At 34.8% G+C, this 16,909-nt stretch carries 19 protein-coding genes; 9 read left to right on the plus strand and 10 right to left on the minus strand.

Translation table 11 applies throughout. From position 1 onward, the window contains the following. Nucleotides 1-196 precede the first annotated feature (196 nt). Complete coding sequence (locus tag ACEN2N_RS13970; protein ID WP_282074238.1) at nt 197-433, minus strand: hypothetical protein; 237 nt, start codon at nt 431-433, stop codon at nt 197-199. 477 nt (nt 434-910) lie between these two features. After that, nucleotides 911-1,600 (minus strand): peptidoglycan DD-metalloendopeptidase family protein, encoded by a 690-nt coding sequence (locus ACEN2N_RS13975; protein ID WP_441824903.1) that lies wholly within the window; start codon nt 1,598-1,600, stop codon nt 911-913. Between the two features lie 101 nt (nt 1,601-1,701). On the opposite strand from ACEN2N_RS13975, the gene msrA reads away from it, so the two are divergent. Beyond that, nucleotides 1,702-2,409, plus strand: coding sequence for a peptide-methionine (S)-S-oxide reductase MsrA (msrA, locus tag ACEN2N_RS13980; RefSeq protein ID WP_441824904.1), 708 nt, complete (start codon nt 1,702-1,704; stop codon nt 2,407-2,409). 215 nt (nt 2,410-2,624) lie between these two features. Then, entirely contained in the window at nt 2,625-3,359 is a 735-nt protein-coding gene (locus ACEN2N_RS13985) for a sugar-binding protein (protein ID WP_441824905.1), read from the plus strand. On the opposite strand, the gene ACEN2N_RS13990 is transcribed toward ACEN2N_RS13985, so the two are convergent. The 3 genes from ACEN2N_RS13990 to ACEN2N_RS14000 are packed head-to-tail and all read right to left on the minus strand — an operon-like array spanning nt 3,360 to nt 5,893. After that, complete coding sequence (locus ACEN2N_RS13990; RefSeq protein WP_441824906.1) at nt 3,360-4,811, minus strand: hypothetical protein; 1,452 nt, start codon at nt 4,809-4,811, stop codon at nt 3,360-3,362. It lies immediately after the preceding gene. After that, entirely contained in the window at nt 4,783-5,364 is a 582-nt protein-coding gene (locus ACEN2N_RS13995; protein WP_441824907.1) for a hypothetical protein, read from the minus strand. The genes ACEN2N_RS13990 and ACEN2N_RS13995 overlap by 29 nt, the downstream gene beginning before the upstream one ends. Then, on the minus strand, nt 5,348-5,893 hold the full coding sequence (locus ACEN2N_RS14000) for an RNA polymerase sigma factor (RefSeq protein ID WP_441824908.1): 546 nt from the start codon (nt 5,891-5,893) through the stop codon (nt 5,348-5,350). Before ACEN2N_RS14000 ends, ACEN2N_RS13995 begins: the two co-directional genes overlap by 17 nt. 104 nt (nt 5,894-5,997) lie before the next feature. On the opposite strand from ACEN2N_RS14000, the gene ACEN2N_RS14005 reads away from it, so the two are divergent. The 5 genes from ACEN2N_RS14005 (at nt 5,998) to ACEN2N_RS14025 (ending at nt 10,449) form a co-directional block, all read left to right on the plus strand. Continuing rightward, nucleotides 5,998-6,912, plus strand: a complete 915-nt coding sequence (locus tag ACEN2N_RS14005) for an aldose epimerase family protein (protein WP_441824909.1) — start codon at nt 5,998-6,000, stop codon at nt 6,910-6,912. Between the two features lie 28 nt (nt 6,913-6,940). Continuing rightward, on the plus strand, nt 6,941-7,513 hold the full coding sequence (locus ACEN2N_RS14010; RefSeq protein ID WP_441824910.1) for a DUF2911 domain-containing protein: 573 nt from the start codon (nt 6,941-6,943) through the stop codon (nt 7,511-7,513). A 38-nt stretch (nt 7,514-7,551) separates the two neighbouring features. Then, nucleotides 7,552-8,541, plus strand: a complete 990-nt coding sequence (meaB, locus tag ACEN2N_RS14015) for a methylmalonyl Co-A mutase-associated GTPase MeaB (RefSeq protein ID WP_441824911.1) — start codon at nt 7,552-7,554, stop codon at nt 8,539-8,541. Between the two features lie 83 nt (nt 8,542-8,624). Beyond that, nucleotides 8,625-9,584: a glycosyltransferase family 2 protein gene (locus ACEN2N_RS14020; RefSeq protein WP_441824912.1), complete on the plus strand. Its 960-nt coding sequence runs from the start codon at nt 8,625-8,627 to the stop codon at nt 9,582-9,584. After that, a complete protein-coding gene (locus ACEN2N_RS14025; protein ID WP_441824913.1) occupies nt 9,568-10,449 on the plus strand; it encodes a lysylphosphatidylglycerol synthase transmembrane domain-containing protein in 882 nt (293 codons plus the stop codon). The genes ACEN2N_RS14020 and ACEN2N_RS14025 overlap by 17 nt, the downstream gene beginning before the upstream one ends. Before the next feature lie 11 nt (nt 10,450-10,460). Here the strand turns inward: ACEN2N_RS14025 and ACEN2N_RS14030 are convergent, their stop codons facing one another. The 4 genes from ACEN2N_RS14030 to ACEN2N_RS14045 are packed head-to-tail and all read right to left on the minus strand — an operon-like array spanning nt 10,461 to nt 14,338. Continuing rightward, complete coding sequence (locus tag ACEN2N_RS14030; protein ID WP_441824914.1) at nt 10,461-12,119, minus strand: ArnT family glycosyltransferase; 1,659 nt, start codon at nt 12,117-12,119, stop codon at nt 10,461-10,463. Then, entirely contained in the window at nt 12,116-12,685 is a 570-nt protein-coding gene (locus tag ACEN2N_RS14035) for a phosphatase PAP2 family protein (protein ID WP_441824915.1), read from the minus strand. The genes ACEN2N_RS14030 and ACEN2N_RS14035 overlap by 4 nt, the downstream gene beginning before the upstream one ends. A 3-nt stretch (nt 12,686-12,688) precedes the next feature. Continuing rightward, nucleotides 12,689-12,916: a hypothetical protein gene (locus tag ACEN2N_RS14040; RefSeq protein WP_133686896.1), complete on the minus strand. Its 228-nt coding sequence runs from the start codon at nt 12,914-12,916 to the stop codon at nt 12,689-12,691. Between the two features lie 54 nt (nt 12,917-12,970). After that, complete coding sequence (locus tag ACEN2N_RS14045) at nt 12,971-14,338, minus strand: MATE family efflux transporter (RefSeq protein ID WP_441824916.1); 1,368 nt, start codon at nt 14,336-14,338, stop codon at nt 12,971-12,973. Nucleotides 14,339-14,719: 381 nt separating this feature from the next. Between ACEN2N_RS14045 and ACEN2N_RS14050 the strand changes: the two genes are divergently transcribed. Continuing rightward, nucleotides 14,720-15,124, plus strand: a complete 405-nt coding sequence (locus ACEN2N_RS14050) for a response regulator (RefSeq protein WP_441824917.1) — start codon at nt 14,720-14,722, stop codon at nt 15,122-15,124. 3 nt (nt 15,125-15,127) lie between these two features. Here the strand turns inward: ACEN2N_RS14050 and mazG are convergent, their stop codons facing one another. Continuing rightward, nucleotides 15,128-15,904, minus strand: coding sequence for a nucleoside triphosphate pyrophosphohydrolase (mazG, locus tag ACEN2N_RS14055; RefSeq protein WP_441824918.1), 777 nt, complete (start codon nt 15,902-15,904; stop codon nt 15,128-15,130). A gap of 165 nt (nt 15,905-16,069) precedes the next feature. Here mazG and ACEN2N_RS14060 point away from each other — a divergent pair, with 165 nt between their 5' ends. Next, nucleotides 16,070-16,903, plus strand: coding sequence for a sugar phosphate isomerase/epimerase family protein (locus tag ACEN2N_RS14060; protein WP_441824919.1), 834 nt, complete (start codon nt 16,070-16,072; stop codon nt 16,901-16,903). Nucleotides 16,904-16,909 lie beyond the last annotated feature (6 nt).

Here is a 16,909-nt window from a genome sequence, read left to right on the forward strand (position 1 = left end):
CCGTTGTCCGTTGTCCGTTGTCCGTTGTCCGTTGTCCGTTGTCCGTTGTCCGTTGTCCGTTGTCCGTTGTCCGTTGTCCGTTGTTCCAAATAGAAAATTTAGCAATGCTAAATTTTCTATTTGGAACTTCTATTTTCTTACTTCTTATTTTTACTTCTTACTTTGTACTTAATACTCTTCACTTAATACTAAAAAACTAAGCCATCTTAGGTTTGTTCGCTTTAGTTAAGAAGTTTAAGTCTCTTTTGATTCTAGAGTTTTTGAATTTGTATAATCTAGCTACTTCTAAAGTAGTATTAGCTTCTACTTCATATGTTGTTTCAGTAACGATGCTCATCTCAATAGTTTCAACTTTTACTTCTTCAGTAGATTTCTGTGCTTGAGCGGTGAAGCTTAAAAAGATGATGAAGATTGTTGCTATTATTGTTTTCATGACTTGCGTTTGTTACAATAATAGAACGCCGCAGGCCTTGTTTTACTAGGTGATGAATCGCTGAAAAACCCCTAATTCTCGTTACTTGACACAACTTCAGATTAAGTGTAAAATGGTATCGATAAACGACAACACCGCTAAAAACACCTTACCGTTAATTGGTGTCGTTAAACGACAAATGAAAAAAAGTACTAGTTCAAAAAACAGAAAAGAGAGTAAAAAGGTAGAAATATAGATTTTAGTTGTTGGCTGTTGGCTGTTGGCTGTTGGCTGTTGGCTGTTGGCTGTTGGCTGTTGGCTGTTGGCTGTTGGCTGTTGGCTGTTGGTAAAACATAAATTTAGCTTCGCTAAATTCTCTTTAATAATAAAGTAGTGAAAAAGTATATTCTCTATTATTTCCTCTCCTTTCCATTTTCAATATTTGCAACTTCAGACTTTTTACTTAATACTCTTTACTCAGTACATTACCTCATCTCATCAAACAACTCCTAACTTTAATAGCACATTCGGATCAGGGCAGTTCTCTTTATAAAAGGATAGCTTCTCTTCAGCGCATACACCTGGGTAATCACCTTCGTTACCTTCTAAGTCTTGTATAATTTGAAAATGAAGATGTGGTGCGTAATTTACATTAATATCGGGTGTACCTAAAGTTGCGAGTACATCTCCGGCTTCAAAGGTCCTTCCTATATACAGACCTGATAAAGATTCTACAGCTAAGTGACCATATAAGGTATAGAAGGTGATCTCATTTAAAACATGTTCCAGAATAATGGTTGGTCCGTAATCACCAATAGTGGTATTGTTTTTAAAGCTATGAATCTTTCCGTCTAACGGCACAATGACCTTTGTACCTGCATCACACCAAAAGTCAATTCCCAAGTGAATATTACGAACAGGTGTAATGTTAGAGGTAAAACCTTCCTTATCACTATATAGATTTCTTTGTTCTAAATATCCGCCGTAGGCAATAACACCTTGTATACTTTCAAGCACGCCATCAATATAAGATTGACAAACGGCATAATCGGTAATATCTAAATCATTCAAATCTTCATTGTATATAGATAGATTTAATGGTACATATAATTCAGATGAAATAGTGGCATCTAAAATACAGATGGTTTTTGCAGCGTAAGATTCTAGGGCTTGAGCTAGTGTATTCATATCTCAAAAATATAGTATCCTTTACTATCGTTAACATTTTTTAACCATTTTCCTCGTAAGGTCTTTGTAAATTCCCTACAAATTGCTAAAAGAAAATTGTTATGAAATTATTACAAATCACTTTATTGGCCTGTGCGACCATGATTGCCACCAGTTGCCAATCCAAAGTCAAGAAAAATACCATTTCTGAAAATACAGAAATGGCTGAAACGCAACATGAAGAGATTGAGGAAGAAGTAAAATTGAGTCCGCAGCAATTAAGTACATACGAAACCGCTTATTTTGCCAGCGGATGTTTTTGGTGTGTAGAAGCTATTTTTGAGAGTGTAAAGGGTGTTAAAGAAGTTGTATCTGGTTATGCTGGCGGTGAACAAAAGAACCCGACTTATGAAGAAGTTGGTTATGGTAAAACTGACCATGCAGAGGCTGTTGAAGTTTATTATGATCCAAATGAAATTTCTTTCACCCAATTGGTTCAAGTATTCTTCGGTTCTCATGACCCAACTCAATTAAATAGACAAGGTCCCGATCGTGGTAGACAATATCGCTCGATCGCTTTTTTCAAGAATGAAGAGCAAAAGAAGATCATTGAAAATTATATTCAAGCACTTACTGATAAAAAAGTGTATGATAATGATCCAATTACGACAGAAGTTGTACCTTATACTATCTTTTATAAAGCAGAGTCGTATCATCAAGATTATGAAAAGAACAATCCTAACAACTCGTATATTAGAAACGTTTCTATACCGAGATTAAATAGATTTAAAGAAAACTTTGGAGATTATCTAAAGAAGAGTGCCCATTAAAAGATCTCCCAAAATATTTTATATAAAAGCATCCTATCTAGGATGCTTTTTTTTGTGCAACAGACTGTACAATAATTACAAAGCACATCAGTTAACCTAAGAATAAGTAAGCTCTTTTTATTTTATTATATCTTGTAGCCACTTAATTAAGTACTATTAATCTTACATAACTTAAGAAAATGGTATTTTTGAACCATAGATTCCAAACCAGTATTATGAAATGGACTATTTGCCTTTTACTTCTTTTAGCCGTTATTTCATGTGCAGAAGTTAAGAACAAGAAAAATTCTCAAGCAACCCCTGTTTCTTATATTAAAGATGCCCCTACCTTAGATGGTAGAGCTATAGAAAATTATTGGAATTTACTCGATTGGAAACCGATCGACCAAAATTGGATCGGCGGCCCTTTTGATCATGATGATTATAATGGCAGATATAAAATCGCTTGGAACGAAGACGGACTCTACCTTCTTCTAGAAATAGTTGACAATACTATTTTAGATAAAACCGAAGATCCATTAAAACTTTGGTGGAACGATGACTGTGTTATTGTTTATGTAGATGAAGACAATTCTGGCGGGCAACACCGGTTTAACCATAATGCGTTTACTTACCATGTAGCTTTAGATGGTAATGTGGTTGACTTAGGTGTAGACGAAAAGCCAACGCTATATAACGATCATATTACCTCTAAGCACCAAACAGAAGGTAACACCACGTATTGGGAAATGCTTGTAAAAGTGTATCCTAGTTTATATAATGATGAGCCATCAATAAAGCCGGTTGTACTTACCGAGAATAAAAGAGTTGGTTTTGCACTCGCCTATGCAGATAATGATAGTAGTGAAGAGCGCGAGAACTTAATCGGTTCTGTATTTGTCGCAGGCGAAAATAAAAACAAGGGATGGATAGATGCCAATGTATTTGGAACCTTACAATTGGTAAAATAATTATTGCAGCACTACCTCACTATAATCTGATGTGATTACCACAGAACGGTTGCTATTATTTTTCAAGTGATACCCTTTATGAATTGTTGTATTCCCATTCTTAGTTTCTACTATCTGTAAACCTGTTGGTAATTTTAACGTTGAAGAGTTGCCCTTTACATAAATACCGGTAGCCACTTTTGGTAATCTTAAATTAAGTTCGCCATTCTTTACGCTTACATCTAAGGCTTCAAAATCGTTGCCAATCTCTAAAATATGCACTGTACCAAAGTTGTTTTTTACAAAAGCATTTTTCAGAAGTTTATTTATAGTAACCTCTGACGAAGTGGCTTGTAATTGTAATTCAACCACCTCGGACAATGAAATTTCTTCTGAATAGGAAGTGCTTAGTTGACCGTAATTCCATTTTTTAACTGTTACCGGAGTATATGATGCAGAAACTGTAGTTTCTTTCCCGTCTATAATAGCTGCCCAAAGGCTTGAATGCGAAAGGTTCGCATTCAAGTTTTTGGTATTCTCAGCTAGTTTAACCTCACCGTGGCGTACATCCATTTTTATTCTGGTTGACTTGGGCAAGCTAATCTTTATAGTCTTTTTAATTTTAAAATTCTTTTGTTCTCCTTCATTTGAAAAGTAAAATACATTGGGTACATCTGCTCTATCTTCTCTAGAAGAACTTATAAATGTTCGAAGCTCTTCTCTTTCTTTCTCTGCATGAGCACGTTTCTCTTCTAATTCTTCTAGTCTCTGTTGTAAATCTTGATTACGTTTTTCACGTAATTCGGCTTTTTTCTCTATAAATTCAGCTCGCTCTTCATTATGCTTCTCAATTATTTTTTCACCCTTATTTGCATACTCCTCCATGCGCTCAGCCCATTCTTCTAATCGTTTTTGATGTTTTTTATCAAAACTCTTCTCAAAATTCTTTTGCCATTTTTTCATGTACTTATCTCCATCCTCTTGATACTCTTCATAATCAAATGTATAGGCATCAGTTAATGGCAGTGGCGGCATTTCTGGAAAAGGAGCTATCTGAGGTACACTTACTACAAACGATGCAATTTCAGGTACTTCTATTCGCATACCGCCATGATTAAAGCTATTTTCAGAATCAAAACTTGTGAAAAAGTCATTGTTCTTAGATTTTGAAGATATTTTAATTTCTTTACTATTACCTATTATTTCAATTGGGCTATTCTTAAAATAATTCTCTGCTTCTTCTTTTGTAGCTCCTTCTAGGGTAATAGTGGCAGTAATGGTTACCTCATCCTTATCCCAAGTTTCAAATTCAATATCAGCGTAACTGGTATTGATGTTTATTACGGCATCTTCTGCTACAATAAATCGTTCTTGAAATGTTTTACGCTCTTCTTGCGCCAAAAATGCGGTAGAAGTTAAAAGTGTACATGCAATGATGAGTTGCTTAGATACTGTTGTCAATAATCTGTTCATTTTTTGATAATTTTAATTCGTTTAACTTTCTTTTTAATTTCTGTAATAATTGTAATCGTAACTGTAAATTCTCTATTAATGCGGTTATCGTTTGATCATTTGGTCCTAATTCTTTTAGCTCATTATTTAAAGACTTGTATTCAAGATTTAAATTATTGAGTTGTTCCATAAAACTGTCGATCAACTCTTTAGTATCTGGCGACACCTCTAGTTTTGCCAATTCTAAATTAATATTGGCTACATAATAGCTTTCTACTTTCTTTAAATCTGGTGAAAGATCACCGAAAGTAAATTCTGATTTATTATCATCGTCTGGGGTAGATTCTACTACAACTGGCAAATTGTCATTGTTGTCGTTTAAATACAAATACCCAAAACCAATACTAAAAAGCACTACTACCGAAGCTGCAATTTTCAACCACATTCTAGTTGGCTTTTTTTCTTCTGGTAATGATTCTTGTAACTTCTTAAAAAATCGCTCTTCATGATCTGTTTTAATAGTATGCTTTTGTTCGCGTTCTTTTTTGAACATTTCCCTAAGATCCTGTTCCATATTTATTTCCTTTTAATAGTTCTTTTAAATGACTTTTACCTCGTGATAATCTTGTTCTGCAAGCAGACTCTGAAATATCTAATACTTGAGCAATTTCTTGATGGTCATATCCTTCGACCAAAAACATAAGCACTACGTATTTGTATTTATCCTGTAACCCATTAATAGCACATCTAACTTGTTCGATGCTAATAGTAGCAGATACATTCCAATTATCATCTTCTGCAACCACTTGCATATAACCTTCGTCTAGCGAAACCTCTTGATCTTTTTTTGCTTTTAAAAAATCAATACTTTTATTCACAACAATCCGCTTTAACCAAGCTCCAAAAGTTACATCACCTTTAAACTGGTGTATTTTTTGAAAAGCTTTAATAAACGACTCCTGTAAAATATCTTCTGCATCATCTCCATTTTTCACAAATCGCATAGCAACAATGTACATACCATCGCAATATTTGCGATATAATTGCATTTGTGCCGTACGGTCATTTGCCTTACATTTCTCTACAATAGCGCTTTGAAACATGAATTAATTAGATTGGTTTTGGGTCGTTGTTATAATAAGGACGATATAAAAAATAGAATGTGGCAAAAATTTTTACTTTTACAGAATACTATTAAATCTTTCCATTGAAACAAGTTACAATTTCCAATGCCTATTTGACCTTAATGGTCCTTGATTATGGTGCCACCATTCAAAAATTACTTGTTAAAGGTGCAGATGGTGAGTACACTAATGTTGTTGTAGGTTATAACCACCCAAGCCGATATCGTTTAGATGATAATGTTTTAGGCGCTAGCGTAGGTCGCTATGCCGGAAGAATTTCTAATGGCGGATTTGTGATTGACAGAACTAGATATGATTTGTTTCAAGAGGATGGAGTTCACCTGCATGGTGGCAAAGAAGGTTTTCATCAAAAATATTGGATCATCGACGAGGTAGACCAAAGCGATAAACCCTTCATTAAACTTACCTATGCAAGTAAGCATTTAGAGGAAGGATACCCTGGCAACTTAAACGTAAGCGTTACCTATAAATTAATGAATAACGCGTTGCAGATTATTTATGAAGGAATGACGGATAGAAGTACGGTGATCAACCTTACCAATCATTCATATTTTAAACTAGATGCCAATCCGTACATTGATGATTATGAATTACAATTGAATTGCCCATATCGATTAGAGACGAAAGATAACTTACTACCTACCGGTAATATAATACCCGTACGTAAAAGCGAAAACGATTTTCTTTTACCAAGAAAAATAGGAGTACAACGTTTAGATACCATATTTATAAAGGATGTTGGTAATGAAAAAGTTGCCGAATTACATTCGAAAACATCTGGCATAAACATGAAAGTTTATACCAACCAACCTGCTTTAGTAGTATATACTCCAACAGATTTTCCGGGTATATGTTTTGAGGCTCAAAATTACCCCGATGCACCAAATCAGCCAGATTTTCCTAAAAGCCTCTTAAGACCTGGTGATATTTACAACAACATTTCTATCTTTAAATTTGATTTAGGCACACCGAGTTAACCCATAGTTTAGCATTTCGATTCTTTACATGAAACTATTAAAAAAGTTTATTATAGGTATTGTAGTAATCGTAGCACTCATTTATCTGGTAGCTATACCTTACATACATAGTGAAGCCAAAAAATTCAGTCCTTCAAAAACAGCTCTTTTAGTTTTAAAAGGCAGCGAGCTAGAGGTAGATTATTCTAGTCCGTCGAAAAAGGGACGTGTTATTTTCGGAGAATTGGTACCCTTCGGTAAAATATGGCGCACAGGTGCAAATGAACCCACCACATTTACCACAACCCAAGCAATACATATTATAGACAAGACACTACCACCGGGCAAATATTCGCTTTGGACAATACCTAATAAAGATAGCTGGCAGGTAATCTTTAATACTAAAATACCCGATTGGGGCGTAACCCGTGTAGATGGTAACCAAACCACGCATGAGAGTAAGCATGATTACTTAATAGTTGAGGTACCGGTAAAAAAATTAAAAGAACCTGTTGAAGACTTAGCAATACAATTTGAGATTGTTAAAGAAAATCAGCAAACACTAGACTTTTTAAGTTTAGCTTGGGATTCTACCAAGATTATGGTTCCTATTTATAAATAGTACCTTTATGCAAAACTTGCATATTTTGAGTTATTACAATGAATTTAGCTAAACTTACTACATCAGATTTTCTTGAAGGCATCTATGCCAATAACGTCGCTATTGTAAGTAAAGCCATTACTATTGTAGAAAGCACGAACCCTGAGCACCGTATAATCGCCAATGAAATTATTGCCGGGTGTATTGCCAAAAAACATGATACTATAAGAATCGGAATTACCGGTGTACCTGGGGCAGGCAAAAGCACTTTTATAGAACAATTTGGTGGTATGCTTACCGACTTAGGTAAAAAAGTGGCAGTACTTACCGTAGATCCTTCTAGTAGCAGAACAAAAGGCAGTATTTTAGGTGACAAGACACGTATGGAAGAATTGGTCAAAAACCCCAATGCCTATATTCGACCTTCGGCGTCAGGCTCATCATTAGGCGGTGTCACCCGTAAAACTAGAGAGAGCATTCTAATACTTGAAGCCGCAGGTTTTAATTGCATTTTAATTGAAACCATCGGTGTTGGGCAAAGCGAGACCGCGGTTCATGACATGGTAGATTTCTTTCTATTATTAAAATTAGCTGGTGCAGGCGATGAACTACAAGGCATAAAAAGAGGCATAATTGAAATGGCCGATGCAATTGTTATTACCAAAGCAGACGGAGATAATATAAAACGAACAGATTTCGCGAGAATGGAATTCACCCGCGCATTACATATGTTTCCGCCGAAGGAAAATGGCTGGACTCCTGAAGTGCTGACTTGCTCTGCAATTGAAAATAGAGGTCTAGACAAAATTTGGCAGTTGATAGATACCTATTGCAAAGACATGAAGGCATCCGGATTTTTCTCAACTAATCGACAACAGCAAAATGAGAATTGGCTTATTCAATATCTAGAGCAAGAATTATTGTCCGAATTTTATCACCATCCGAAGACCAAAGAAATGCTACCTCAATTGAAAAAAGAAGTTATTGCGGGTCATACATCACCATTTTTAGCTGCTGAAAAACTATTGAAAGCTTTAAAAACGAGCTAAACTGTTATCGATGTTACTACGATTCGAGTACATATTCTTTAGTATAAAAAACATAACTTTGCATCGATTTCAAAAACAACCCAATGCAACCTGTTACCACTTCTCTACTTTCGGTCGTTGTTCCTTTATATAACGAGCAAGACAACGCGGCTCTTCTTACACAGAAAATCCACGAAAGCTTGGTTGGCTACAATTATCAAATTATTTACATCGATGATTTCTCGACAGACAATACCAAAAAAGTTGTAAAGGGACTTAAAGATGATAAGGTTCATTTAATTGAATTGAAAAAGAATTATGGTCAGAGTCTAGCTTTGGCTGCAGGTTTTGATTATGCTGAAGGGGAGTATATTATAACAATGGATGGTGATTTGCAAAACGACCCATCAGATATTCCTCAAATGCTGAGCTATGCGGTTAGTGGTGAATTTGATGTTGTAACCGGTATTCGTCAAAAAAGAAAAGATTCTTTAGTTAAAAAAATTCCCTCTAAAATCGCCAACTTCTTGGTTAGGCGTGTTACCAAATTAGATATTAAGGACAATGGTTGTGCCTTAAAAGTTTTTACCCGAGATATTGCCAAAGATTTAAACTTATATGGCGAAATGCATCGGTTTATTACCCTATTGGCATTTCTAGAAGGCGGTCAAATTAAGCAAGTACCGGTAAAACACCATGCACGCCATGCAGGGGTTTCTAAATACGGATTAGAGCGCGTTTTCAAAGTAGTTGCCGATATGATGCTATTACTTTTTATTCGTAAATACTTTCAACGCCCAATTCATCTTTTCGGTATCTCTGGTTCTTTAATGATTATGGCAGGTGTTTTCATTAACATTTATCTTATAATCGTAAAGTTCGGTTTTGGGGAAGATATCGGCACAAGACCTTTGTTGACAGTAGGTATGATGTTTATTTTTGCAGGTATTCAATTATTTACAATCGGTATCGTAATGGAGTTATTAATACGTACTTATTATGAATCTCAAAATAAAAGACCGTACCGCATTAAAAAAGTAAGTGTAGGTGGCGAAGTTAAATAAGAAAGTAACTACCACTTTAAAAGTCCTTATCAGTGCTGTTTTAATTTATTTCATTTTTACAAAAATCGACGTAACTGAGATAAAACACATTTTGATAAAGAGCAATCCGCTTTACTTATTATTAGCTACTTTTTTCTTTATAATTTCTAAGTTCATTGGGGCAATACGCCTAAATATATACTTTCATCAACTTAAAATTATGCTTACCAATAAGAGTAATTTTGAGCTGTACTTATTGGGTATGTTCTATAACCTATTTTTACCCGGTGGTATTGGTGGCGATGCATACAAAGGTTACATTCTAAAGAAAACCTTTGACATAAAAACTAAAAAAATAGTTAGTGTATTAGTATTGGACAGATTAGGCGGGCTATTATTACTCTTCATTTATGCCTGTACCCTTCTTGCATTTCTTAAAATAGAATTATTAGATGGATATAGGTGGATGTTCATTGTGGCCATACCATTATCGGTCATCGTATTTTGGCTATTGAATAAGAAGTTCTTCAATTTTGTACTACCTATTTTTTGGAAATCGACCGCATTATCTGCGTTGGTGCAATTGGCACAATTAATTTGTATTTGGTTTATTCTACTTGCCCTGAACATTGAAATGAATCAGATTTCATATCTCATCATTTTCTTAATTTCATCTATTGTCGCGGTAGTACCTTTAACTTTAGGCGGTATTGGTAGCCGAGAAGTAACTTTTTACTATGGCGCTAAGCTCTTAGGTCTGGATCAAAGTATATCGGTAGGTATTAGTGTGTTGTTCTTTTTAATTACCGCCTTAGTTTCGCTTATTGGCGCTTGGTATCACTTTAAAAAGGTGAAATTAGAACTGGCACAAAAGACTAGTGAATAAACTAGTACCTGTTAATAAATATGCAGCAAATGCATCTTATTAACCACCTTTTTTCGTGTATTCGGATTCAAGAATTTACCCTGAAGCCGTGTTATTCTAAACTGATCTACAGAGATTTGAGAATCCCAATCGAAACCTTTGTTTTCTAGCATACGCATTTCATCATCATTTACATACACCCAAATATCTTTTTGATTTCTTAATAGAGCGGGCGTAGTAGGCTGCACAGGATGTTGATTATAGAAATCTAACGACCAACTATAATCTTTACCCACCTTATAAATACGGTCCACAGGAATATCTTTTTCAGAAATAATTTTAGCCATTGAAGACCCACCTTGGTAATCTAATAAATTCGGATAAAAATGTAAGTTTAAAACGGCATTCAAAAGTAACGAAGCACAAACAGACATTGTCACTAATTTTACATACGGTCCTTCTCTTTTTAAAGCATAATAAATAATAATAATGCCAGCTAAAATCAAGACTACATAGGCAACAATACTTCTTAATTTAAAGACATAGAAACATATCAAAGCCGATGCTATAAAGACAATGCTCAGTACAAAGTATTGCCCTATCATTAACAATTTTATCGTTTTTGCTTTATCTGTTCTATATAGGTTATAAATATATGAAGCCGTAATTACAGCAAATAGAGGAATGGTAATATTCAAGTAATGTGGCAGTTTAAATTGCGCAAAACTGATTATAACGAAGATGAGCGTAATACCACCAATGGTCAAAAATTCTAAACCAGGTTCATATTTAAATTTGATTTTTACAAAGCTCTTTACCTTATTATAGAATGCAGTAATACCTAAAATTGTCCAAGGGAGAAAAACCCATAAGAAGGTATGAAAAAAGAAAAAGTAATCACTACTATTCTTACCGATACCTTCACCACTTAAGCGCTCAAAACTCTGTTCCCAAAAAATAAAAAATATTCCGCTACGATGGTCTTTTCCACGAATCACCTTTTCGGGGTGCAAATCGAATTGTAGATAATAAGCATATAACATTGGAGTTATGGTGATGGCAAACACCAAAAGAGCCAGTAACACTTTCCAACTAATGAAAGCCTTCCATTTATTGGTATAAAATAGATGACATAGAATAGGTAGCCCGATAACCAAAAGTGCAATCTGTCCTTTAGTAGAAAAAGCAATACCCGCTGCAAATGCGCCAATAGCTATGGCAGAAATACTACCTTTTTCTATATACTTTGCTAGCTGCCAAATTGCTAAAATGCTAAAGCCCGTTAAAACTGCATCTGTACGCACATCGATAGCCCCTAATACAATAGTCTGTGCAGTCATGAAAATCAATGCAGACAACTTACCAACTTTCTGATTATAAAGTAGACTACCCAAGCCGTAACAGCTATACGCCGCCAATAAGGTTGCTAATATGCCGGGTATTCTATAAGACCATTCGTGAATACCGAAAATCTTATACGATAATGCTGCTAACCAATAATGCATGTGCGGCTTATCTAAATATTCTTCAGGACCTTTAAACAGGCTAAAGAAATCATTCTCTTGAACCATACGCATTGCCATTACAGAAAATTGCGCAGAATCATTTTCGAATAACGTTACAAACATGCCTGCAACGTATACCAATAAAATTAAAAGAATTAAAAACCAATACCTTAGATTAGATATCATAGGGAAAATTTGCGAAGTGCAAATATAAATAACTTTACAAACAACCAGCCGAATAACGAACCAATAAGAGCACCGGTAATAACATCAAGCGGAAAATGCACACCAAGATATATTCGACTATAAGCAACCATAGCTGCCCATAAGACTAAAAAAATACCCAAATATTTGAGTCTAGATTTTAAAATACTACCAAAAAAGATGGCTAATGCGAATGAATTAGACGCATGAGCAGAGAAATAACCGAATTTACCGCCACAATAGCTTTTTACCAATCGCATGTAGGGTTCAATTTCTGGATCATGGCAAGGTCGTAATCGGGCAACGCCATACTTAAAAAAATTACCTAACTGATCGGTAACCGTTATTAAAAGAGCAACAGAAACTAATAGCACTAAAGTTTTTTTACCTCCATATTTTTGAAAAGAAAGAACCAGCAAAAAAATATAAAGCGGTATAGCGCTGAGCTTATGGGACAGGAATAGAAAAAAATTATCCCATTGAGGCGTACCTAGTCCATTGAGGTATAAAAAGACATCTTTATCTAATTGTAATAGCTCTTGAAGCATAATTTAATCTTCGTATCTAGATACTTCGCGATCATAAAAAGCGGTAGCGGCAGCAATTAAGGTTTCTGCCTCTTCTTCTAATTCCTTTTCATCTTCTTTAGAAAATTCTTCAAGCCATTCTACCTCATCATCTTCAAGATTGATTATAAACCTGGGAAACTCGGTATGTACTACAAATATTGCTGTCGGATAATCTGTATTATCACCTAATAAAAATTTCGGAAATTCCATAAAAAATGTACTATATAGGGTTAAACTATAATGCTGATAGCGATGAGCGGACCGTTATTGTGCGATTAGTTTTTTGGTTAAATAATTAAATCGAAGATACAACATAATAGCCGACGCCGATAAACCGGTGAGCAAGCCTATCCATATTCCGGTGCTTTTCAAATCTGTATGCAGACACAAGTAATAACTTACTGGAAAGCCAATCATCCAATACGAAATAAATGTAATTACGGTCGGTATTTTTACATCTTGCAATCCGCGTAATGCACCTAAAACAACTACCTGTATACCATCGGATATTTGAAAGAAGGCTGCCACCAATAATAGTTCGGCAGCTATAATCAACACTTCGGTGTTATCTGCAAAATTGGTTATATCGTCAATATCTAAATATAGCGACGGAAACCAATGTCTACCTAATAAGAAAAGCGCAGCAAATACAATTTCCAATATGAATGTCAATAAAAATATAGACTGTGCAATACGTCTAAGCTCTTTAAAATTGGCTAATCCTTTTTGGTTACCAACCCTGATCATTGCGGCAATACCTAGACCCATACCGAACATAAAGGTCATACTACTTAGGTTAAGTGCGATTTGGTTCGCAGCCTGTGCATTTTTACCTAGAACACCACTTAACCACACTGCAGAGGTAAAAATACCGACTTCAAAAAACATTTGCAACGAAGATGGAAAACCTAGTTCAATAATCTTTTTCATGACCGTTTTTTCAATTTTTTTAAAATTGAATCCGGTTACATAGTACTTAAACTTCTCCTTAGTTTTTAAAATGAACCATAGATAGAGTACCATGAAAATTCTGGAGACCAATGTACCAATAGCTGCACCCACGATACCCATTTCTGGAAATCCGAAATTACCGAAGATTAAAAGGTAGTTTAAAACTATATTGATAATATTGGCTACTATAGTGGCATACATTGGGTATTTAGTCTGCGACAACCCCTCAGAAAATTGTTTGAATGCTTGAAAAATTATAAGCGGCACTAATGAAAAAGCAACCAAATCTAAATATGGCAATGCCAATTCTACAACCTCAATAGGTTGCTTCATTATATACATTACCGGTTTTGCCAATAAAATAACTCCGAATAGTGTCAACCCTAAGACTGTACATAATACCAAACCATGCTTTAAAGCACTTTTGGCATTTTCTTTATTACCAGCACCATCAGCTTCTGCCACTAGAGGAGTAATTGCGGTCGAAAAACCTATACCCAAAGACATGGCAACGAACACAAAGCTGTTACCTAAAGATACCGCAGCCAGTTCTGCAGTACCCAATTGACCTACCATAATATTATCTGCCAATTGCACGAAAGTGTGCCCTAACATTCCTAAAATAACAGGAACCGAAAGTTTAATATTATAGCGAAATTCTTTGGTGTAATTCTGTAACAAAACTTAAACTAAATTTTTTGCAAAGGTACCGTTAATTGAACGATTTATTCACTTCATAAAGAGGTTTAAAGAAGGCTGGTCTTCAATTTATTACGATTATTGTGCTGAAGATAAAATTATAAAAAGGTATGTTATACTTTACGATTATCTCAAAATATAAGCTCAAATAAATAAGTATAAAAAAGAAGAATTAAAACAAGAATCGTAATTATAACTATTTAATTTTCAATATTATAAATAATAAATAACTCTTAAATACACACAACAAATCGAACCATTGGCACTTGATTTTTGTTAAACTATACACTTTAAGAATACTAATATGTAGTACCGTGTCGTTATTAACTACAAACACACCAATTACCATTAATTATTAGTTTTATGAACCAAGATCCATTAGTTTGGATTATCGACGATGACGATATATCTAAATATGTAATGAAGCGATATCTCAATCAATTATCGGTAAAAAATATTGTCGGTTTTCCAGATTCACTTCAACCGCTGAAACTTATTCAGGATAATTATAATTCTAATGAAGAATTACCTGATATCATTTTCCTTGATTTGCACATGCCGGTATTAAACGGTTTTCAATTCATCAAAGAATTTCAAGATGTAGCGATGAAAATCGATAAAAAGATTAAAATCATTATGTTGACCTCTTCAATAAATGCAGAAGATGTTGACCATGCAAAAACGTTTCCTGAAATTTCTGACTATTTCATAAAACCGATAAAACATAGAGACCTCTCTAGAATTTTAAATGTAGAATTAAAACACTAAAAATTATTCTTTAGTTTTTGCCTCATTCCAAAATACATCCATCTCTTCTAAGGACATATCTTTAAGTTCTTTACCGATTTCCTTTGCCTTAATCTCAAGGTATTGAAATCGTTTTATAAACTTTTTATTAGTTCGCTCGAGAGCGTTTTCTGGATTTACTCCAAGAAACCGTGCATAATTAATCATAGAGAAAAGTACGTCGCCAAATTCCGCTTCAATTTTCTCCATGTTTCCTGCTTCTACTTCTACCTGTAACTCAGCCAGCTCTTCTTGTACTTTTTCAAACACCTGTTTAGGTTCTTCCCAATCGAACCCAACACCAGAAACTTTATCTTGAATTCTATTTGCCTTTACTAAAGCAGGTAAGCTCTTTGGCACTCCCTCAAGCACACTTTTCTTTCCTTCTTTTAACTTGATCTGCTCCCAATTTCTTTTTACATCTTCTGCATCGATAACTTTTACATCGCCATAAATATGTGGGTGCCTATTCACTAACTTATCGCAAATAGCATTAGCAACATCGGCAATATCAAAATCATTGGTCTCTGACCCTATTTTTGAGTAGAAAATAATATGTAGAAGCACATCGCCCAACTCCATCTTCACTTCATTGAGATCATTATCTAAAATAGCATCACCAAGTTCATAAGTCTCTTCTATGGTAAGGTGTCTTAACGATTGCATCGTTTGCTTTTTATCCCACGGGCACTGCTCTCGCAACTCGTCCATAATGGTCAACAACCTATCTAATGCCTCTAATTGTTCCTTTCTGCTATTCATTGCTACAATTTTTACAAAAGTACGCAACACCAACTTTACGCACTAAAAATGCTGTTTAGTTTTCGTACATTTAAAATCACAATCTTATTTGAGACCATCAGCATTCACTCAAGCGGATTTTAGATAGTAAAAAAAAATCAAACAGCAACATTGTAATCTATACCAATGAATACAAGAAGAAAGTTTATTATAAATACCGGGTTATTAAGTGCAGCTACTGTATTACTGCCCCAAATAACAATGGCGACTACTAAAAAATCTAGCTATGGTGTTCAGTTATATTCATTCAGGACCGACATGCTTGCTAACCCTATGAAAACGTTAGAGAAAATCGCTAACCTTGGGTTTAAGGAAATTGAAAGTGCCGGATCTTCAAAAGGGTATTATTATGGATTGACGCCCGCACAAATGAGAACGGCTTGCAAAGATTTAGGTATGAAACTTACAAGCGGTCATGTGCATTTAGATGAAAAGTTTGAACAAACTATGGCAGATGCGGTAGCTTCTGGTCAAGAATATCTTATTTGTTCTTCGCTACCTAGTGATGGTCAAACAATTGATAATTATAAAAAAGTTGCAGAGCAGTTTAATATTGCCGGCGAAGCATGTAATAAACTCGGATTAAAATTTGGATACCATAACCATGAGTACGAATTTGAATCTGAAAACGGAGAAGTACTTTATGATGTGCTTATGGATAATACCCAAAAAGAATTAGTTCATATGGAACTAGATTTGGGCTGGGTAGTCGTTGCCGGTAAAGACCCTTTGCATTATTTTGAAAAATACCAAGGCAGGTTCCCGCTTTGGCATTTAAAAGATATGAATATGCATGAAAAGGTAAGTACAGAATTTGGCAAAGGTGTTCTTGATATCGACTTAATGCTAAAAAACAAAGAATTATCTGGTGTAAAGCATATTTATATTGAACAAGAAGAATACGCAAGTACACCTGCCGAGAGTATGCAACACAACATGAACTTTTTAAAAAATCTTTAGTCGCAC

The organism is Maribacter spongiicola (assembly GCF_052119685.1).
GTDB classification, from domain to species: domain Bacteria; phylum Bacteroidota; class Bacteroidia; order Flavobacteriales; family Flavobacteriaceae; genus Maribacter; species Maribacter spongiicola_A.